This is a genomic window from Sinomicrobium oceani (assembly GCF_900119185.1).
Lineage (GTDB): Bacteria > Bacteroidota > Bacteroidia > Flavobacteriales > Flavobacteriaceae > Sinomicrobium > Sinomicrobium oceani.
The window spans coordinates 277,821-298,572 of sequence record NZ_FPJE01000003.1 but is presented as its reverse complement, the minus strand read 5'-3'; the positions used below and the strand labels follow the sequence as shown (position 1 = coordinate 298,572).

At 43.9% G+C, this 20,752-nt stretch carries 16 protein-coding genes; 7 read left to right on the top strand and 9 right to left on the bottom strand.

Features of this window, described 5'->3' with window-relative positions:
* The first annotated feature begins 1 nt into the window (after position 1).
* Positions 2-346 carry a winged helix-turn-helix transcriptional regulator gene (locus BT112_RS04305; protein WP_072316119.1) on the top strand — a complete coding sequence of 115 codons (345 nt, stop codon included), beginning with the start codon at positions 2-4 and terminating at the stop codon, positions 344-346.
* Between the two features lie 260 nt (positions 347-606).
* On the opposite strand, the gene BT112_RS04300 is transcribed toward BT112_RS04305, so the two are convergent.
* The 3 genes from BT112_RS04300 to BT112_RS04290 form a co-directional block, all read right to left on the bottom strand.
* Complete coding sequence (locus tag BT112_RS04300; RefSeq protein ID WP_072316118.1) at positions 607-1,050, bottom strand: DinB family protein; 444 nt, start codon at positions 1,048-1,050, stop codon at positions 607-609.
* Between the two features lie 250 nt (positions 1,051-1,300).
* Positions 1,301-1,804 carry a transposase gene (locus BT112_RS04295; protein ID WP_072316117.1) on the bottom strand — a complete coding sequence of 168 codons (504 nt, stop codon included), beginning with the start codon at positions 1,802-1,804 and terminating at the stop codon, positions 1,301-1,303.
* 4 nt (positions 1,805-1,808) lie between these two features.
* On the bottom strand, positions 1,809-2,255 hold the full coding sequence (locus BT112_RS04290) for a MarR family winged helix-turn-helix transcriptional regulator (RefSeq protein WP_072316116.1): 447 nt from the start codon (positions 2,253-2,255) through the stop codon (positions 1,809-1,811).
* A 295-nt stretch (positions 2,256-2,550) separates the two neighbouring features.
* Between BT112_RS04290 and BT112_RS04285 the strand changes: the two genes are divergently transcribed.
* From BT112_RS04285 to BT112_RS04270, 4 genes are read left to right on the top strand one after another with little or no spacing between them, the layout of a single operon-like run.
* Positions 2,551-2,877, top strand: coding sequence for an ArsR/SmtB family transcription factor (locus BT112_RS04285; protein ID WP_072316169.1), 327 nt, complete (start codon positions 2,551-2,553; stop codon positions 2,875-2,877).
* A 3-nt stretch (positions 2,878-2,880) separates the two neighbouring features.
* Positions 2,881-3,345 carry an SRPBCC domain-containing protein gene (locus BT112_RS04280; RefSeq protein ID WP_072316115.1) on the top strand — a complete coding sequence of 155 codons (465 nt, stop codon included), beginning with the start codon at positions 2,881-2,883 and terminating at the stop codon, positions 3,343-3,345.
* A 6-nt stretch (positions 3,346-3,351) separates the two neighbouring features.
* Positions 3,352-3,726, top strand: coding sequence for a DoxX family protein (locus tag BT112_RS04275; RefSeq protein WP_072316168.1), 375 nt, complete (start codon positions 3,352-3,354; stop codon positions 3,724-3,726).
* Between the two features lie 5 nt (positions 3,727-3,731).
* On the top strand, positions 3,732-4,088 hold the full coding sequence (locus BT112_RS04270) for an iron chaperone (protein WP_072316114.1): 357 nt from the start codon (positions 3,732-3,734) through the stop codon (positions 4,086-4,088).
* 924 nt (positions 4,089-5,012) lie between these two features.
* Here the strand turns inward: BT112_RS04270 and BT112_RS04260 are convergent.
* The 5 genes from BT112_RS04260 to BT112_RS04240 form a co-directional block, all read right to left on the bottom strand.
* Complete coding sequence (locus BT112_RS04260) at positions 5,013-6,152, bottom strand: glycoside hydrolase family 5 protein (RefSeq protein WP_072316112.1); 1,140 nt, start codon at positions 6,150-6,152, stop codon at positions 5,013-5,015.
* A 30-nt stretch (positions 6,153-6,182) separates the two neighbouring features.
* Positions 6,183-8,006 (bottom strand): glycoside hydrolase family 2 protein, encoded by a 1,824-nt coding sequence (locus BT112_RS04255; protein WP_072316111.1) that lies wholly within the window; start codon positions 8,004-8,006, stop codon positions 6,183-6,185.
* Between the two features lie 34 nt (positions 8,007-8,040).
* Positions 8,041-9,654 (bottom strand): RagB/SusD family nutrient uptake outer membrane protein, encoded by a 1,614-nt coding sequence (locus tag BT112_RS04250; RefSeq protein WP_072316110.1) that lies wholly within the window; start codon positions 9,652-9,654, stop codon positions 8,041-8,043.
* Between the two features lie 23 nt (positions 9,655-9,677).
* Positions 9,678-12,689 carry a SusC/RagA family TonB-linked outer membrane protein gene (locus tag BT112_RS04245; RefSeq protein ID WP_072316109.1) on the bottom strand — a complete coding sequence of 1,004 codons (3,012 nt, stop codon included), beginning with the start codon at positions 12,687-12,689 and terminating at the stop codon, positions 9,678-9,680.
* 204 nt (positions 12,690-12,893) lie between these two features.
* Positions 12,894-17,042, bottom strand: coding sequence for a hybrid sensor histidine kinase/response regulator (locus BT112_RS04240; RefSeq protein WP_072316108.1), 4,149 nt, complete (start codon positions 17,040-17,042; stop codon positions 12,894-12,896).
* Between the two features lie 243 nt (positions 17,043-17,285).
* Between BT112_RS04240 and BT112_RS22115 the strand changes: the two genes are divergently transcribed.
* Together BT112_RS22115 and BT112_RS04235 are read left to right on the top strand one after the other, a co-directional pair.
* A complete protein-coding gene (locus BT112_RS22115) occupies positions 17,286-17,420 on the top strand; it encodes a hypothetical protein (protein WP_262507632.1) in 135 nt (44 codons plus the stop codon).
* A 185-nt stretch (positions 17,421-17,605) separates the two neighbouring features.
* On the top strand, positions 17,606-19,012 hold the full coding sequence (locus BT112_RS04235) for a carbohydrate-binding protein (protein ID WP_072316107.1): 1,407 nt from the start codon (positions 17,606-17,608) through the stop codon (positions 19,010-19,012).
* A 555-nt stretch (positions 19,013-19,567) separates the two neighbouring features.
* On the opposite strand, the gene BT112_RS04230 is transcribed toward BT112_RS04235, so the two are convergent.
* On the bottom strand, positions 19,568-20,686 hold the full coding sequence (locus BT112_RS04230; protein WP_072316106.1) for a Gfo/Idh/MocA family protein: 1,119 nt from the start codon (positions 20,684-20,686) through the stop codon (positions 19,568-19,570).
* Positions 20,687-20,752: the final 66 nt, after the last annotated feature.

Below are 20,752 nucleotides of genomic sequence, written 5' to 3'. Positions count from 1 at the left end.
TATGGATATTAATAAAGATATAAGCAAGGAAGACATATTGGCTATAAAAGATGCTATCGAACTTTTGGGCGGAAAGTGGAAGTTTTGCATTTTATACCATCTGAATACGTATCAAACCATGCGATTCAAAGATTTACAGGAAATGTCTGTTGGAATTACTCCAAAAGTTCTATCAAAACAATTGCAGGAGCTTGAGGACAATTTGTTAATTACCAGAACTGTAAACAACACAAAACCTGTCACGGTCTCTTACGCTCCTACAAAATACGCTGAAGAAATTAATCCGGTGATAAATGCTTTGCTTTCTTTTGGTTCAAAACATAGAGAAAAAATAAAAGAGAAATAATCATAAAGCGATTGATCTCAATCTGCGGTCTGTTTAACACTATTTCTGTTTTCTTCCGCAACGGAAAGTTAATTGCAGCCGAGCTAAATTATACCTGTACTGATTTGATCGGCTCTTCTCAAATCCGGTAACTGCCTTTCCCTTTCTTTTCTGAAAAGTTTTGAAAATGATCATCAACCGAAAGAATTTCCTATAGTTTGTATGCTATCTGTGCTATACCCACCGGTCTTGCTCCTGTTACAAATCAACAGAAAACTATATTAGCTTTTATAGTGGATATAGTCCGTAACCAAAGGTTCAAGTCCGTTCAGCCTGAATTCTGTTGCAATTTGTCCTCTGTGATATGTCGAATGGTTGATAATGTGAAAACAAATGTTTAGAACATTCTTATTGAATGGTTGTCCTTTCGTGTTTGTGTATTCGACATGGTCGTACAAGGCAAATTTGTCAAGTATTTGTAAGGAGTGTTCGTAGTTTGTCTTATCAATGCTCTTTAAATCTTTTATGTCGTGTAATTCCCAAACGCCAAAAGTTGATTGTTCAGGATGGATTCTATTGTTCCAGATCTGGTGAGCATTCAAAATATGATTGAACAACTTTACCGCCTTTTCAGATGTCTTGTCTGGCCTGTCTATAAAAATATCAGATAATTTTTGATTGAAATGATGACTATATTCAAATAATTCTTTTAAAAACTGTTCCATAATTCGTTTTTTATTCATTTTACACCATAACCGATTATACCATAGGATGAAAATAAAGCAGGTCCGGGTCTATTTCCGGTTTTCGTTTCATCCGGGGCCTATCAAAATTAAACGGGCAGGACCCGTTGTTTCTTTTTCAGTTGGATTGAATATTTCATTAATGAATTCTTACCATTTTATTCTTTAGTATCATGCGGATCACCTGTTTTCCCTATAAAATTGAAAAGGTCAACCCGTATCTTCAGCTTTTTCAGTGGTTCTTTATGTTTGATAACTTCAGGAGCAAGGGGATCAATCCAATTGATAAGGCGACAAAAACAGCCACACGGATATAGTTCAGGATTTGCCACAAATTAACCCGTTTTACCACATCTGTTGTTGAGCTCAGACCTTCAGCTACTTTTTGAAATTCAATAATGTTTGTTGCAAAGTAGGAAAGTGTCCAAACCCTCATCGCAAAATGTATGGCAAAGATGATTAACAATCCGTTCCTTATCGGAATTATTTTCCAGCAAAAAGCGATCGCCAGGATAAACGTAAGTTCGTGCAACGAATGGAGGATGATCCAAAAAAGCTTTAACCCCACACCTTTTTTGTTGACTAACAGGGAGAATGTTTCGGGTGGATTTGCTGTCCATTTCGGTACCAAGACAGCCGTTTCAAAAATCTGTGCTCCATTCATTAAAAAATAGGATAATAAAGTAATTAGCATCCACAATTCCGCTCGCCATAAATAACTTTCGGTAATGTTCATTGTTTTACTTTTTTAAATCGTTGGTCAGGGTTTTCATTATTTCTGTTGCCGATAGCAAATAGCTCATTATCGCATCGAGTTCTTTTTGAGAAAATGTGTGAATGAGCTCTTGAGTTCTTTTTTGTAATTCGGTAAAAACGGGTTGAAGGAGTTCCATCGCTTTTTTTTCATCAGGAACAATTAAAACTTTTCTACGGTCGTTTTTATCCGCTTTACGTCGTACAAGTTGCTTTTTTTCAAGCCTGTCTATTAACCCCGTTACCGAGCCTGTTGTCAATCCCGTTACCTCGGCTATTTTACCGGCAGTCATTTCACCGTTTTTCATTATTAAGCCCAGATACTTGTGATCCGTTCCGGAAAGCCCGGCTTTTCGGGCTATGGCTTCGTGCATTAGCATTGAAGTGTCGGAATATGCACGACTAATTTCGCTGAAATTCTGATTTGTTTTCATTATTTATTTTGACAGATAAATATCTTTGTGGAAAAGTATCTTAGTAACAAAGATAAATAAAAAACGGATACTTCCTCCACATCATTTCAAAGTATTAAACAGAACAATCGAAATTGATATATTTCTTAGTCATGTAACAAGTTAGCTCTCAAATAAATGCCCTTAAAAACTGCAAATGAAAATTATTTTATACGGCATGGTTACCGCTATATTCCGAATGCTAAAATTAATTTTATGAAAAAATAATTGTGCAGTTGAATAACTGCATATATATTTGCAGTTAAATGACTGCGTAATGAAATTAAGAAGAGATGTATTCCAGGCTATCGCCGACCCCACAAGAAGAAGTATTGTAACCTTAGTGGCGGCAAGTGCAATGACCCCGGGTGCCATAGCAGAGAACTTTGATTATTCCAGACAAACCATATCCAAACATATTCAAATCCTTACCGAATGTGAGTTATTGGAGCAAGAACAAAAGGGACGGGAAATATACTATCAACTCAATCCTAAGGGAATCAAACAAATTGCCGAATTTATTGAACCCTTCATAAAAATGTGGGATGACCGCTTTAATACGCTTGAAGCAGTAATGAAAAAACATCAATCAAATATACCATAAACAATGGAACAGAAAACAAAAATCAATGTACCCGAAGGCAAACAGGAACTAACCATCACCAGGGTGTTTGACCTTCCGGTGGAACTACTCTACAAGGCCTATACGGAAGCAGAGTTTATTGCGCAGTGGATGGGCACAAAAGTGATAAAACTCGAAAATAAAAACCTCGGAAGTTATGAATTTGAAACCTCCCACGAGGGTAAAGTGGTATTTAAGGCTAACGGGACCATCCATAAGCTCATTGATAATCGGGAAATAGTACGAACTTTTGAAATGCAAGATATGCCGATTGGTGTACAACTCGAATTTTTGGAATTTGAAGAAATAACCAAAGACAAAAGTAAGCTGACCATGCAGATTATCTACAGATCTGAAAAACACCGTGCAGAGCAATTAAAATTACCGTTTGCATACGGCTTAACTATGGCTCACAACAAACTGGAGGATCTGCTGTCGAACTTAAAATAAATGATGATGAAAAAAAGAAACAAAATAATCTACTGGATTGCTACTGCCTGGCTTTCCTTAGGAATGCTTTCCACAGGTATTGTACAACTCCTAAAGATGAGAGAAGAAGTAGAGCGTATGAACAGCTTAGGGTATCCTCATTATGTATTGACCATTCTCGGGGTATGGAAAATGTTAGGTGTTACGGCAATTCTTATCCCGAATGCTCCATTGTTAAAGGAATGGGCGTACGCAGGGTTTTTCTTTGCAATGACAGGAGCAATCATCTCGCATCTGGCCATTGGAGACCCTTTCCTAACACTTTTCGGTCCGGTTCTACTTTTGGTTCTTACCCTGGTATCCTGGTATTTCAGACCGACAGATCGAAAATTAGCAATGTAATAAATATGGAAGATTTCAAACCCAAAAATGTGGACGACTTTATCAACGCTGCACCGAAAGAAGCACAAGAAATTATGGTAAAGCTAAAAAATCTGATTGAAACAACAGAACCTAAAGCTGAAGGTGGCATAAGTTGGAATGTGCCTATCTATAAATACAACGGAATCCTTGCCGGGTTTTCACTGGCTAAAAAGCACGTTAGCTTTGGTATTGATTCCTTAACCACAGAAATACGTAAAACGCTTGAGGAAAAGGGATATAAAACAGGTAAAAAAACTATTCAAATTAAGTTTGACCAAAAGGTACCCGCTACGGAAATAAAACAACTGATCGAGGCACAGGCCAGGCTAAACGAATTATAAAACACACAAAGAAAACAAGAGAATCGAGCTATAAAATTTTATAGAGCCCCCCCAATAATTCCGTTTACCACATCAGAATACCGTATTCATTCCTATCGGAAACCGAAAGGGAACGGGACTGACAAACCAGGAGAATGAAACCTTCCGCATGAATGTAAGGGGGTGATCGTGTATTGGAATGATTCCCTGCCTTACAGATAACGTTCGGGTATCCCGGAAACACTACCGGTATTCCTCGTAACGACGAAGGAAACCACAGGATTATATATGCCCGGGGAGGCCTGAATAGTGCCATTTAAGGGAATGACTTAAATGCCCTTTTTACAACTTTCCAAGGGAAAATACCCAGCCCAAATTAAAGGGGCATTAACAATGAAACGCAGTGGCCCGGTGGCAGGTATGTACATGTCGTTGCGGGTAGGGACCGATCTTACGAGATGGCCGTATCGGCTCCTGTAGAAGTGCATTGTTCTGGTGTATGTGGTTACTTTAAAACGTGAATACTGTTCAAGTGTAGTGAATTAACAGTCCAAAACCCAGGAAAAATACAAAAGTCAAGGGTATACTTCGTTTCGGAGAAGCGGGTGTCTTTTGCCTTATCCATTATTCACGTTATTTATGGGATAGCTTTATAGATAACAACACACATGTACCGGAAGTTCCCATAGCGTTCACTAACAAAAAAGGTAACCATTGCTTATAATGTGTTACCTTTTTCTATATATCGATATTTCCTGGTTATACCGGAGGATCCCTTAAATGTTGTAGATTGTACAAAATAATATACGCTATTATCCCCTACATCTCACAGCTAAAATTCACCATGTGCTCCAAAATTTTGGAGTTCGATTCACACTCTGTGGCAATACCGGTTCGCGGAAAGCCGTTTCTTCTTTTCTTATATTTCCGCTTTTCAGACATCTTTTAATTGCCTAACATAAAAGGCACTATTCCGTAAGTGAATTGAGTGCCGGAATTATTGACCAATCCGAACCAGCCACGGTCGTCCCATACACAATAAGACATGGATTGGCCCAGTGTCGCATCGGCCATGGTTTTGTAATATCCTCGTACCAGGTCTGTGTTCCGCTCGGCAGTATTGCTGCTTCTCCCGACACCGAATTCTCCGTAATGCACAGGTACATTCAGCAATTTTGAATGCACGCTGACATCCTGAACCCCGCTCTCGAAGAAGGAGTTCCCGGGAAATGCCGAGTTACTCCCTGTTTCTCCGCAAAACGACCAGGGAGAGTAGCTGTGTACCTGTATGGCGAGATACGGATCTGTTCCTTCCCCCGGAAGGCTTGCCTTATTCGGATAAACCTCATCGATATACAAGGCATTTCCCTGTCCGTTGGTTCCCACCATTACCAGGCGGGTGGCATTGTTCCCTCCGGTGGCCCGAATAGCATCATAACCTACTTTATTTACCTTCCTGGTATATTCCAGAGCTGTAGGATCGGTAGGGTCCGGAAAAGGCCCCGAACCATCATTTTCACCCAGGGTTCCTTCCGGTTCGTTGAGCACTTCAAAAACAAGGTTCACCGGGTAGTCCCTGAAATAGGTAGCGATCTCCGTCCACAGGGTATGGAATTTGTCATTGAAACCGGCAGACCCGTCGTAATGGTCTTTAAGCCAGTGTTCGTGATGCGTATTCAGGATCACATACATATCCTGTTCTACAGCATAATCGACAACCTGGACAAGATCGAGAAATCTTGGATGATTTACATCGATATGACCTTCACTATCTGCCAGGTGACTTTCGAAACGGTCCATCCAGGTTACCGGAATCCGGATGTGTTTCATCCCGGCGTTCTTATACAGGTCCACAATAGGTTGTATCCCCGAAAATGTGGTGGTATTAATACCGTTATCGAAGGTGTTGCCAAGGTTAAAACCGGCTTTCATATCAAGGATGATCTCCCCGGCAGTAGGATACATAGAATCTGTAACTTGTTCCCGGTTCTCTTCTCCGTCGACAAAAACGATCTTTTCATCGTCGGAACAGGAACAGGAAGTCAGGAGGATCAATAAGGCGAAAAATCTGAGTTTAAGTATCATTGATGTTATATTTTTAAGGTATAAACAGGATTATCGTTGCTTTCCTGCCGTTTTGTTTTTATAGTATTGCTGCAGGATATAGAAGGCTTTTTTCTTCTTCCCGGTATTGGATATCAGCCCTTTTCGATTCCAGAAATCCTGGTAAACGGGATGTTGACGTCTCGGCGACCTGAAATCGGTAAGTATCCACGGGGTCATTCCCCGAAGTGCTTCCATCTTATCAAGCATTTCGAGTTGATTGATATATACCAGCTCTTGGTGTTCTTCACTCCAGACCGTGTCTTCGTCTCCGTGAAATCCGCCCAGGGCGCCGGCTCCGAACTCGGAAATAACGACAGGTTTGTCAAACCTGATGTCAAAAGTATACTTAGGCAGTTCCTTGGGCTCCGACCAGTACCATCCGCCGTATTCGTTGAAACTGGCAAGATCCAGCTTATCCCCGAGCGGATCTTCTACTTTTATAGTATAGCCTTCGCGTTCCACTTCGAGCGCCGCTGCGATGAGCCTGGTATTGTCAAGGCTTCTCGCTTTGTCTACAAGATGACCCATAAATACATTACGCTCCTCCGTGACCGGTGTTTCATTACCTACGGACCATACGATGATGCTCGCCCTGTTTTTATCCCGGTCTATCCCGACAGTTAATTGATTTTCGGCATTGGCATAGGTTTCCGGATTGGTCCAGGAAATGGTCCAGTATACCGGGATCTCCGCCCATACGAGCAGTCCGACCTCATCGGCCAGACGCAACATGGTCTCGTTGTGCGTGTAATGTGCAAGCCGGATATAATTACATCCCAGCTCTTTGGCCCATTCGAGCATCATCCGCATGTCTCCTTCGGAGCGTAACCTGCCGCCCAGGATAGGGTTCTCGTCGTGTACGGAAATACCTTTGAGAAAAATCGGTTTATCATTCAGCAGAATATCCTGGTGTCTGGTGGCTATGGTTCGGAAACCTATTTTATCTTCTACTTTATCGTCTGTCGAAGTGACGATAACATCGTACAGTTTCGGATGTTCGGGCGACCAGTAATCCATCTTCCGTGTTTTAATACTGAAGCTGACCTTACCGTCTTCATCTGTGGTATACGAAGATTTTATTTTGAGTTCCGGTATTTCCAGGGTCACTTTTCCGGACTTCTCCGTGCCCTGCAAACGGACGAATCCTTCTATAATGTCTTTACTCCCTTTTGCAAGTTGTACTTTGTAATCTTCGATATAGGTCTGCGGCATTTCCACGATCATGACATCTCTGGTGATACCCCCGTAATTCCACCAGTCGGTGTTGATAGTAGGGATCTCATCCCTCTTACGGGTGTTATCTGTCATAAGTACCACAAAGTTCTTCCCCGGATTCAGTTTTCCGGAAACATCGAACTGAAAAGGAGTAAATCCGCCTTTATGCACCCCGAGTTTCTTTCCGTTGAGATACACATGGCATTCGTAATTCACAGCACCGAAATAAAGGAAGTATCGTTTCCCGGCATCCGGATTCATGACAAAATCTTTTTTGTACCACAGTGTACCCTCGTAAAACAAAAGTTTTTCTTCCTGCGAATTCCAGTCTCCCGGAACTTCAAGAGTTGGGGCATACGTAAAATCGTATTCGGTCTTTGTACTTTTGTCTACCCCGGTAAGGTTGTCATAAAAACCGCCTTTTCCGGATTTACTCTGATCGAAAGGCTTCTGCCTGTAATCGAGATATCCCATCTGGTAGGGATCCATGATATAGTTCCAGGGACCGTTAAGACTCAGCACAGTTCTACCGTATACATGCTGTATGGTCTCCTGTGCGGATCCGCGCAAACAAAATCCGGCAAAGACAACAAGGGTTAAAATAATTTTTCTAAACATCAGTTTTTCTTTAGGTTATAAAAATGATCCGGGTTTAATATCCGATATTGAACTGGGTGGCGCTGTTCCCCATAATATCGATCTGGCTTTGTGGTATGGGACAATTTACAAAATGGGGTTGCCAGGGTGTTTCGCTGTTATTGGCATCATTGGCTTCGGCCGTGGAGTTATCCCCGTTCCTGTAATACAACGAAATTCGTTCTCCGAGGAGCCCAAGCCGTTTGAGCAGGAACCATCGGTTATTTTCGAAGGCGAGCTCTCTGGCCGATTCTTCCAGATAATCTTCGAGGTCCCAGGATGTAAAATCCACTTCCGGAGCCACAGCATCCGGATCGAGCCCGTACCCCCTGCGCCTCACCTTATTCATATATTCGAGGGCCATACCATCTTCGCCGAGATAATGATGGGCCTCAGAAGCCAGCAACAGGGTTTCGGCGAACCTGTAATAGATATAGTTTTTATAGCTTTCGTTGGTATTGGGTAATTTGGTTTCAAAGTCGGCATACTTTTTCAGGCTCCAGTGAAACCTCCTGTAATTATCTTCCGGCTCCGTAATTGGCTGACCGAAATTCGGGTGCTCGGGATTGTTAACGGTATACGCGCTATAGTCTTCGGGCCAGTAATACGTAGAAAACCGGAGGTCGTTTTCTTTATCGTACAAACCGTTCAGGTAAGAATTCGGAAAAAACCATCCCAACGATTGCCCGCCATAATCTGCATCTATAATAACTTCCGGTTGTCCGTTTACCTCTCCGGATTGTTTTTCATACAGCCGTTGGTTAAATACACTTCCGAGCCAGGAACCTCCGCCTCCGGCCAGGTCATCTTCATCGCCCAGCATCTGGTTTTTCTGGTAAACAAACAGGGCTTCACTATGATTGACATCTGCTCCGAAGACCTGGTTGATCCCTACGAGCCGGTGTGTACCGTTATTGATCAGGGTGTCGAACTGTCCTGCGGCTTCTGCCCAGTCTCCCGTCCACATCGCCGCTTTTCCGCGCAAATGCCTGGCAACGCCCTGCCCGTAACGCCCATCCGGCACCTGCCAGTCGAGATGACGAACGGCAAAGTCGAGGTCCCGGTTAATAACTCCGAAAACAGATTCTTCCGTGGCGGCTTCGTAAACTACGGGGTCATTAATATTCTGAGGCGTCGTAGGAATGGTATCCAGCAGAATATTCCCGTACATCCTGATCAGGTCCAGGTACAACTCGCCCCGGATAACCCTGGCCTGCGCCACCAGTTTGTTTTTGGCCGTTTCCTCCATGGCTATATTTCTGGCACTGGTAATAATAGCCGATGCTCTGTCTATGATACGATACGCGTTGTTCCACTTATCGGCCGGAAATACCATGGGCGTATGTGTCGTGGGACCGTATGGTGTAAACCAGGTTCTGTGCAGCCCGAGATCGGTGGCAGCAAGGAAAAACACATTAGACTTCAGGTTATTATTGTCACCGGACGGGGCATTGTACACCCGCATCCGGTTATACAATGCGTTTACTCCTACTTCCAGACCTTCGGGAGAATTATAGATAAAGTCTACGGAAACTTCATCGATAATTTCTTCTTCCAGAAAAGATTTACAGGAAAATACGGAGAACGATGCTAATACAATAGAAAGGTATATATATTTATTTTTTTTCATCTGTCTGCTTTTTATGGTTAATATCAAAACCCGAATTGAAGTCCGACGACCACAGTCACCGGTTCCGGATATTCGTTCGGGTTCCTTTCCGGACTGAACGATTGGAAGTCGGTAAGAGTTATGAGATTACTTCCGGTGGTGTAAATCCGGAGATTGCTCAGTCCGAAACGGGTCAGCACCTCTTCCGGCAGCGTATATCCGAGGGTAATATTCTGTAATCTTACATAAGAGGCATCCTGTAACCCGAGAAAATAAATATTGGCCGGGTCGTTGCCTTCTCTTGGTCTCGGGAAATCTCCCCCGGGATTTTCCGGGGTCCAGTAATTCTGTTTTATCCCGTTTTTAATACCTCTCAGTGATCCTCCCTCCTGATATCCGTAGAGGAACGGGTTATTCCGTATTATACCCTGTACGGTATAGATATCGGCCGACATATCAAAACCTTTATATTCGGCACTGACAGATAGTGTTCCGAACCAGTCCGGGGCCTGAGAAGTAATTACACGGTCCTGGTCATTGATCACACCATCACCGTTGGTATCCTGTAACCTGACATCTCCCGGAAGTGCAAGGGGCTGGGCGGACCCTGCGATATTTTCGCCCTCCTGGAATATCCCCACGGGTTTGTACTGGTAAAAAACACCTATAGGATATCCTATAAACCTGCGGTTGAGAACATCGTCATCCTCCCTGCCGTCGCCATCGGCATCTTCTCCGTAAAGACTGATAATCTTATTCCTGTTTTTGGTAAAGGAAGCTCCGAGATTTACTTTAAAGTCTTCTTTCCTGATAATATCCGCATTCAGGGTTACTTCTATTCCCGCATTCTCTATTTCCCCGATGTTGGTCAGTTTTGACGTATAACCGGACGAAGGGTCCAGGGCTTCGGCCACCAGCAGGTCTTTGGTCCGGGTATTGTAATACTCCACGGTAGACGTGACCCGGTTGTTGAAAAACCCGAGATCTATGGCAGCGTTGAATGTGGTCGAAGTTTCCCACTTCAGGTCGGGATTGGGCAGTGTACTTCCGGGGACATAGCCCGAAACCCGGTTTCCGTCAATGACGTAATCCCGCTGGTTTGCCGTACTCTGGCTTTGTCCGGGACTGATCCCTTCATTCCCCACACTACCGTAACTGAACCGTAATTTCATAGTGTTCACCGCCCGGAGATCCTCCATAAAGTTTTCCCGGTGTACATTCCAGCCCACACTCGCCGCCGGGAAAAAGGCCCATTTATTATTTCTGCCGAATACAGTAGAGCCGTCTGCTCTTCCGGAAACGGTCACATAATAGGTATTGTCATAATCATATTCGACTCTTCCTACGGCAGAGACAATACCTCTCTTGTTTCCGGAAATAGATGGCGTATTCAAAAAAGCACCTTCCAGTCCCCTGATCCCCAGAATATCATTGGGAATACGGTCTGCCTCATTTACAAAATTATTGTATTCCGTTTCGGATACACTCTGTACTGCCGTTACGGCAAAATGATTACGCTCCTTTATACTGAAGTCATACGTCAGGATATTTTCTATCTGCCATTCCACATTATCCTGAAACTGTACCGAACCGCTTCCCTGCCCGTTACGCGCTATCCCTGCAAGGGATCTCGATGTATTGTACGAGTACCGCTTGTAATTCCACGACCGCCGGCTCGCATTCAGCCTGTATTTGAATCCTTCAAAAGGCATGACATCCACAAATACGTTGAGAATATCGTTCCTGTTCCGGATTTCGTTTGTCGTTTCTTTGAGATCGATCAACGGATTCTTGTTTTCTTCGAAGCCGCCGGGCAACCATCGTAAAGAACCATCATCATTATATACCCTTCCCAGAGGGGCTGTGGTAATACTGTTGAGCAATACACCTCCATTATTGGGATTATTGGTCCCGGAGAACTGAAAGGATGTATTGAGCCCTATTTTCAGCCAATCACGGATTTTCTGATCTGCATTCAGCCGTAAGCCTACCTTGCTGTAATCGGAATTGGGAATAACGCCCCGGGTATTGATATAATTGACACTACTGAATATACTGAATTTCTCCGTCCCGGAAGCTATACTCAAAGCGTGGTTCTGGGTTTGTCCGGTCCGCAAAATCAAGTCTTCCCAGTTGATGTAATTACCATTTTCCACACTTTCCAATTCCAGAGTAGAAAATATTTCGGCATCAGGGCGGTACACCCCACCGTTATTGGTGCGGAATGCCTCCCGTTTTAACCGGGCAAATTCCTCGCCACTGTAAATGTCAAAATTTCTGTTAATAGTCTGGAGTCCCGAAAAGCCGTTATAGGATACACTCATCCTTCCCTCTTTTCCCCTTTTGGTGGTAATCAGGATAACACCGTTCGAAGCCCTTGCCCCGTAGATGGCCTGAGCCGCAGCATCTTTAAGCACTTCCAGCGACTCGATGTCATTGGCATTGATATCGTTAATACTGCCTATACGCACCCCATCCGCAATAATAATGGGATCATTTCCTCCCGTAATGGAACGCTGTCCACGTATCCGGATTGTAGACGAACCTCCCGGGGCACCGCTGGCCAGGGTAACCTGTACCCCTGCAGCTTTTCCCCTTAACATCTCACCGATATCGGAAGTGGCTACTTTGACGAGGTCTTCGGTTTCTACCCTGGTCACCGAACTGATAACATCGCTCTTCTTCTTGGTCCCGTACCCGATAACGACAACATTGTCCAGCTGGTTGTCACTTTCCATTGCCAGATCTATTGTATCCTGGTTAGCTACGGCCACGGTAACGGATTTCATTCCGACAAAGGAAAACCTGAGTTTTTGTCCGGGTATGGCATTGATCGTGTAATTTCCGTCAAAATCGGTTTGTGTTCCGATGGTAGTCCCCTCGATCAGGATATTCACACCACCAAGCGGTAAACCGGTATCATCGACCACCGTACCGGTGATCACCTGATTTTGTGCATGAACATTCGAAAATACAAAGCAGATACCGAAGAGTAATCCCCATCTGAGGTAGTCTACACAATGTAAAAGAACATTTTTCTGGTTTTGGTTTTTCATTATTTAGCATTGTTGATTAATTGATAAAACAAATATGGTCTATTCGCTTTGTACGGGGGGATTAATATATTCGTTTGTAGGGGTAAAAACGTATTAAAGAAGATAAAAAACTGAATAACAAATACATAAAAACAAAAAAAACACCCTGAAGATCATCAAAAAATCATCTCTGGGATGTTCTGTACCGGGAAACGGCTGGTGGTCTTATCCGGCCTTGTAATCGGAATTTTTATAATCCGTAGGGGAAACCTTATACACTTTTTTGAATTCGCGGCTAAAATGTTTTCGGTCGTTAAACCCCACCATAAAAGCCACCTCCGAAATGGGATAGGTCGTTCTCGAGATAATCTCCGCTGCCTTTTTTAAACGGACCTGTTTGATAAGGCTGGCTACGGAATGATTGGTAAGTGTATTCACCTTTTTATAGAGCACAGTCCGGCTCATTCCTATTTTATCTATGAGCATGCTCACATCAAAATCGGGATTCTCGATATTTTCCCCGATAATCTTCATAAGCTTTTTAAGAAACAGCTCTTCCGGAGTGGTCAGCGTATCCAGGTCGGAATTGACGATAAAATTGCCACTGTACTTCCGGCGAAATACCTCTTTGGAATTGAGCAGGTTCTGGATACTCAACATCAGTACTCTGGTACTGAAAGGCTTTGAAATGTAAGCATCTGCACCGGTAGAGAGTCCCTCAACCTTATGATCTACCGAAGCCTTGGCAGTGAGCAATATCACCGGGATATGATTGGTGCTTTCGTTGGTTTTCAAATAGGTACAGAATTCGAGTCCGTCCATCTCCGGCATCATAATGTCACTGATGATCAGATCCGGGATTTCCTTTTCCATATAAGACATGGCATCTCCCGCATTTGAAAAATCCATGACGTTGTAGGTATCACTCAGTATACTGTTTACAAATATTCTAACCTGGTCGTTATCCTCTATGATGAAAATTGTCTTTCTTCCCGGATCGAATGCTTTAAACACCACATCTTCATCCTGGTCATCTTTGACAACCTCCTGCGACTTCGAAGGAACGCTTTCCGAATCGATGACCATGTCGTACGCTCCCGATCTGCCTTCGCTGATCTGTTCCGGGTTCAGGTGATCTTTTCCGAGTAACAACGTGATCTGAAAGACCGTATTGGCCCAGCTTTCCTTTTCATCCGGAACCGTAATCTCCCCCTGATGAAGTTCTACGATAGTTTTGGAAAGTGCAAGCCCGACCCCGCTTCCCATATTGTGGATCCCCCTGTTATCGACCTGAAAAAAACGATTGAAAATGGTATCCTTACTATGTTCGGGAATACCTATACCATTATCTTTAATCTTAATAAGTACTTTATCGGGGCCTTGTTGTTCTACGGCAAATACTATTTTTCCGTTTTTACCTGTAAATTTAAAAGCATTGGAAAGCAGGTTGAATATCACTTTTTCCAGTTGATCCCTATCGAAATATACCTGTATAGAATTGGAATTCAGCACAAATTTATATTCAATATTTTTTTTGGCGGCCAGCTCTCTGAAAGATTCATATATCTCAAAACAAAAAGAAACGATATCCTGTCTTTTGCAATAGATACGCATCAGCCCTTTTTCCGACTTTCTGAAATCGAGCAGTTCATTGACCAGTTTTAGCAGCCGGTCGGAGTTCTGCTGAATAGTTTTTAACTTCTTTTTTGTTTTGGGGTCCTTACCGGAAGCAGACAGCAGTTCTTCGACAGGCCCTTTGATCAACGTCAACGGAGTCCTTATCTCGTGAGATATATTCGTAAAGAAATTGAGCTGCATATCGAGCATTTCCTGTTTGCGTTCGCTTTCTACATGCTCCAGAAACATTCTTCTTTTTAATTTCACCCGGTTATTTATAAAAACGAAAATGCCCAGACCAAACAGTATCAGTACCAATCCGTATATAAGATAAGCCCACCAGGTTTTCCACCAGGGCGGAAGCACCCGGATCTGCAATGTTTTAACCCGGGGATTCCAGCCATTATCTTCGTTGGTAGACTTTATGGAAAGTATGTAATCTCCGGGGTTCAGATTCGACAGGTTTATCCGGTTCTGGGTGCCGGTATCATGCCATTCGTCCGCTCTCAGGCCATCATCAAGCTTGTAGGCATACCTGCTTTTTCCTGGATTGATAAAATCAAGGCTACTGAATTCCAGTCCTATATAGCCCTGATCATGGTTAATTATGATTTCTGAAGTCTCCGATATGGTCTTTTTCAGTATCCCATTACCCGGACCGGGAACAACGGTCTCATTATTGATGATGAGTTTTGTCAGTACTATTTCACTATCATTGGGGGTTTTAAACAATTCGTCGGGTTCGAAAACAATGAGTCCCCTTGTAGAACCGAAAACCAGTTGTCTTTCATTGAGTACATTCCCCGTTTTAAAGGAAAACTGCTTTACGGAAACCCCGTCTTTGGCAGCGTATCTTGTAATCGCATAGTCGTCGGGTCCGAGTGTAGCAGACGTTCCCTTGATGCTGATCTGAAAAAGGAAATCTTCTGAGCTTACCCAGATATGTCCCCGGGCGTCTTCGGTAATACTTTTTATCGCAGCATTGGTAAAGCCCTTCTCTTTATTGAGCCTTGAAAACGTATCGGAAGTGTGGTCATAACAAAACAGTCCGTCATAATCGCCCCCGATCCACAAACGTCCTTTCGAATCGGTAAACAAAACGGTAAGGCTATTGTTCCCAATAGAGGACGGCCCGCCTCCGGTTCTGTATATACGGGTTACTTTTTTAAGGGATTTATCAAAATAATTTAACCCGTTCTGGGTAGATATCCAGATCCCTTCTTCACTGTTTTCGAGATCCATGATAAAATTATCGGAAAGGGAATGCGACGACCGGTCGTGAAGATAATGCTCTACACTACCGTTTTTCAGCACCCGTTTAAGACCGTTACCATCAGTTCCCACCCAGATTTCTTCCCCGTCTGCCAACAGCGAGGTAATCGGACGTTCGTCTTCCACACCTCCATTCGCCGAAAGCGGGACCGGCGTAAATTTTTTAAGACGCTGGTCGAATTCATATAACCCGTTCAGGGTCCCGCACACCAAGTGATCTTTATCTTTTCTGGCCAGGGCAGTAATCGCATTTTTGGTTTTTTTATCAATCTTATCCTCAATCATGTACGATACCGAACTTTGCGCTTCAAGATCGAGATAGGTTAACCCTCCGCCATAAGTACCTGCCCAAAGCGCATGATCGTTTTCCCGGGTCAGGGCACGGACAATGGAGTTATTCAGTCCGAATCCCTGTCCTGTGGTTTCCCCTATATGGATAAAGTTGGAGTTGGCCTTATTGTAAAAATTGATACCACCGGCCATCGTACCCGCCCAGATACACCCGTACCGGTCTTTCAGGAAACACTGAATATCATTATCTGTCAGACTCGAATTATTCAGGGGATGGTGCCTGTATCGTCTAAAAGTCTCACTATTCTTATCATATACACTGAGTCCGTCCTTGGTAGCAAACCAGGTGGTACTGGCGTCGACAGTGATGATATCATTCACCCAATTGGAAGAAATGGTGGCCGGATCATCGTATTGATGCGCAAACCGGGCCAGTGTATTCTTCTCCGGGGAATACAAAAATGCGCCCATGGTTTCTGTTCCGAACCACAGCTTGCCATCGGGTTCCCTGACCATTTTCCAGATCTTAGCTTTTAAAAAACTTTTGTTCTTACGCAAAACTTCAGGAAGTTCCCGGAGTTCGGAGGTGGCCGGGTCAAAACACTTCAGTCCCTTTGCCGTCCCCGCAAAAACTCCGTAGTCTTTGTCATAAAACAGAGATAGCACCCTGCTCTTATTGAGTTCAAAATTGGAATCGCTGGTAATATTCTCCAGGAGTTTCTCCTTTTTGTTCAGCTTTTTTATACCGCCAAAAGTTCCGACCCACACATTATGAGCATCATCCTCGGTAAAAGAGCTGATATAATTGCGTCCGCCTTTAGTCATGGATACATCCACCGGAGAAAAATGATCCGCATTTTTATCGAAGTGGTTTACCCCGTGATTAGTCCCCACCCACAATGTCCCTTCACTGTCTTCGAAGATCGTATTGACGTGGTTATTACTCAAACTTCCCTGTGTTTTATCTCTTACATACCTGTAAAACCGGTATCCGTCGTACCGGAACAATCCGTTCTCGGTACCGATCCAGACAAATCCTTTACTACTCTGGGCAAGACAGGAGATCATACTCGGAGAGAAATCCTCGTCATAGCTGATATGTTCAAAATACAATCCGGGAGATTGTGCCTGGAGCGAACCCCAACCTCCGGCCATACAAAACAGGCAAATGATATTTCTGATCCAACGAAGCATATTCTTCCCGGGTATTAAATGGATTTCGACAGCACATCATGGGGCAGGGCAGGAAGGGGTGTTGCTAAAAATACACTTTTTTAATCACATGAAAGCCATACGGACATGACGCCCGGAAACACTCCGCCCTGACAGGCTTAACAATGAAGCCGTTTTATACTCTGACACCCTACAAAAATAAGCTTCCGGAACACGGTTATCTGGTACAGATTTCTTTTTTAAGGGGTAAAAATGTACTTCTCCATGGCGAAATTAAAAAGCCATACCCGAAATGGTATTGATATCGGTAATGCTAAAAAACCCGGGGAAAAACATTACAGCTTCCCATATCCCGAAGAGGAGCGACAGAAAACGACGAAATGCCCCGGGAATATATGATTGCAGATATCCTATTTTCCCGGATTTATAGCCCGGAACAGGAAAAAGCACATTTCTACCCCTAAAGAAAAACGACAAGGCTCCTTACTCTGGTATAAATTCCCAACATTTGCCTTACCAGATCTCCGGAACGATAAACTCCGGAGTATTGATATGTAAAAAACTAACCATAACTAATTTTAATAATGAAAAAATATATACCTCTTAAAGGCTCGTATTTGTTTTTGCTCTGTCTTGTATTATCGCTTTCCTGCGAGGATGACATCCAGGAAGTCGCCCTGTTCGACAAAGGGGAAACTGTTGCGGAAGCATCGGCTTCGGAGATCGATTTCGGGAATACTGTTCGCTTTACAAGTACCTCGACCAAAGCCCTGACCACGGACTGGACCTTTCAGGGAGGTTCTCCTTCCACATCCATAAACTCCGACGTTACGGTCACCTATACTGCACCTGGGACCTTCGAAGCGCAACTGATCGTAAAATACGTTGACAATACTATAGATACCCGGACGTTTTCCATAACCGTCAAAGGTATACCGGAACCTCTGCCTTATGGAGGTACTCCTTTAGATTTAGAAGGGATTATAGAAGCAGAAAATTTTGACCTCGGTGGAGAGGGGATCGCATATCACGATACCGAAGAAGAGAATCTCGCGGTGACCAACGGAAGTTCCGTATACCGGGATGACCGGGGAGTTGATGTTGAAGTCGGAGAAAACGTAACCAATATTGGCTATACGAACGAAGGAGAATGGGTAAACTATACCGTTAATGTACTGGAAACCGGAGATTATGATTTTGAGTTTATGCTGGCGTCCGGACATGACGAGGGTGGACACTCCGTAAAACTTCAGCGGGTAGATCCCAATACCGGGGCTATCTCCGATCTGGGCGAAACCGGTGATTTTGAAAATACCGGCGGATGGTCTGTATACACCGGAATCTCCGTACCGGGAATAACCCTCTCCCAGGGCCTACATACCTTAAGATTCTATTTTACCGGAGGAGGAACCAACCTCGATAAGGTAAACGTTACGCTCCGGGGAGCAACACCACCTATAGACGGATTGGGTATTTATACCGAACGGGAGATCTCAGAAACCAATGCAGCCATAATCCCACCGATTAATAATGCCAATTTTGTAATTAGCGAAGTGGAAGACGCCGCTCATGGCAATCGTGCTTTATATTATAAATTCGATCCGGCCAATTCTTCCAGCCCGCAAACATGGGGGGCCATGGCCACTTTATTCCCCAGGGCTAATGTCAATGCTTCTTCTTACACCCATTATCACATCAGCCTGAAAACATCATCGACATCCAATATCCGGATACGGATCAAAGCCGGGGGTACCAATTACTGGGTAACGCTCCATCATGGTACTACCGATGAAACTTACGGAATGGCAAGAGATGGTAAATGGCATGAAGTAAAAATACCATTGGCAGATTTCAATGCGCCGGACCTGTCGTCTATATCCGAAATACTGGTGCTCCGAAGCGATGATGCCGATTTCGGGAATACTTCGCCGGACGATACCGCAAGGGATTTTGACTGGTATGTAGACGATATCTACCTGACAAAGGAATAAGAAAACATTCCGGATAGTAAAAACTTCTATACAATCGCATCGTTCTGCATACAGAATGATGCGATTATACTTTTATGGTTATCCGGATGTAAGCTCGCCGGACCGGAAAGGCAAAACCGACTGCCTCCGGGTACGGATACATGAAATAGCACTATAGTGTTACGGAGATGACAGTATCTGAGCAGGAGCATTGCATGACCAGTTTACTTTCCCGGACTGACTTTTTACGGATAGACCCGCGGAACGTCATCATAATTGTTGCTCATCCGGGCTGACCCCCAAGAGATCCCGGGATGTTCTGAATAGCCTTATACGCTTCCCGGTGCCCGGATGATGCAACAACATCGACCATAATGCTGAAAAAAATTGACACTAAAAAATCTGATCTTAACAGCTACAAATATAAACATTATTTTCATTTAACATATATATCCTATATGTTAAATATGAATTTAAATCATTTTTAATATTCTGCTTTCTCCAATACCGCTGTTATGATCTGATGAAATGTATATCGGGATACCGTAATGCACGGTAAAATAAAGGCCTGCCGTCTTACAGTTCGAGCTTTTGCTTTTCCCCGGTCCTGCACACGTTGTAAATGGCATCTATAATCTTCAGGTCTTTCACGGCTTCTTGCCCGTCTACAGGCACTACAGCTTTTTTCCCATCGAGAATAATTCCTGCCATCTCGTCCATCTGAACGGTCTGATGTACCACATGAGGCTCTGTAAGCGGTCCCTGGTGTGTTCGGCCCTTTATCGGACCGTAACCCGTAGCGGGTTGCAGTTCGCCGAAGCCCTTCTCACCATTCAGAAAAAACCGGTCGAGATAGTTCATGTTATACGTAGACAGGCATGATGCCACGGCACCGCCGGGAAAGCCGAGTTGAAACTGAATGGTCTCATCTACCCCTTCTTTAAATTTTACGGGATTGGTTTTGGTCTCCTGTGCAGTAACCCATACAGGCTCTTCGCCCACCATATAGCGTGCGCCATTAATGGCATAAATACCTATATCCATCAGCGAACCACCACCCGCAAGTGCCTTATCCAGGCGCCACTGGTTGGGATCCCCGATACGGAACCCGCTTAGTCCCTGAAAAAACATGATCTTTCCGAAATCCCCTTCGTTTCGCATCCGAATAAGCTCCAGCGTATTCGGCTCAAAGTGCATCCTGTATCCGACCAGCAATTTCACATCGGCCTTTTTGCAGGCAGCCACCATCTCCTCGCCTTCTTTTGCATTAAGGGCCATAGGTTTCTCACAGATCACGTGCTTTCCTGCTGCCGCAACCCGCAATACAGCTTCGTGATGCAATGCATTGGGGGTAATGACATACACCGCATCTATATCCGGGTTATCTTTAATCCGGTCGTAATTTTCGTAGTTATAGCAGTTCTTTTCCGGAATATTATACTTCTTCTGCCAGTTTTTTATTTTCGAAGGTGTGCCACTGATCACTCCTGCCAATTTTGCCCGTTTACAGGATTGCATGGCATCGGCTACCCGTGTTCCGTAGCTACCCAATCCCATAATAGCTACTCTTAATACGGACTGATCTCCGGAGAAGCCGAACACATCCAGTTCATGGGGAGCACCGTATAATGGTGCAAAAGGTAAAGCAGCAGCGGAAAGGGCAAGTTTCTGAATAAAATCGCGACGTGGGTTCATAACAAGATTTTAAGGTTATCCCACTAATTTAGAAAAAATTATACGCATTTCAGAAAAAACAAAAAA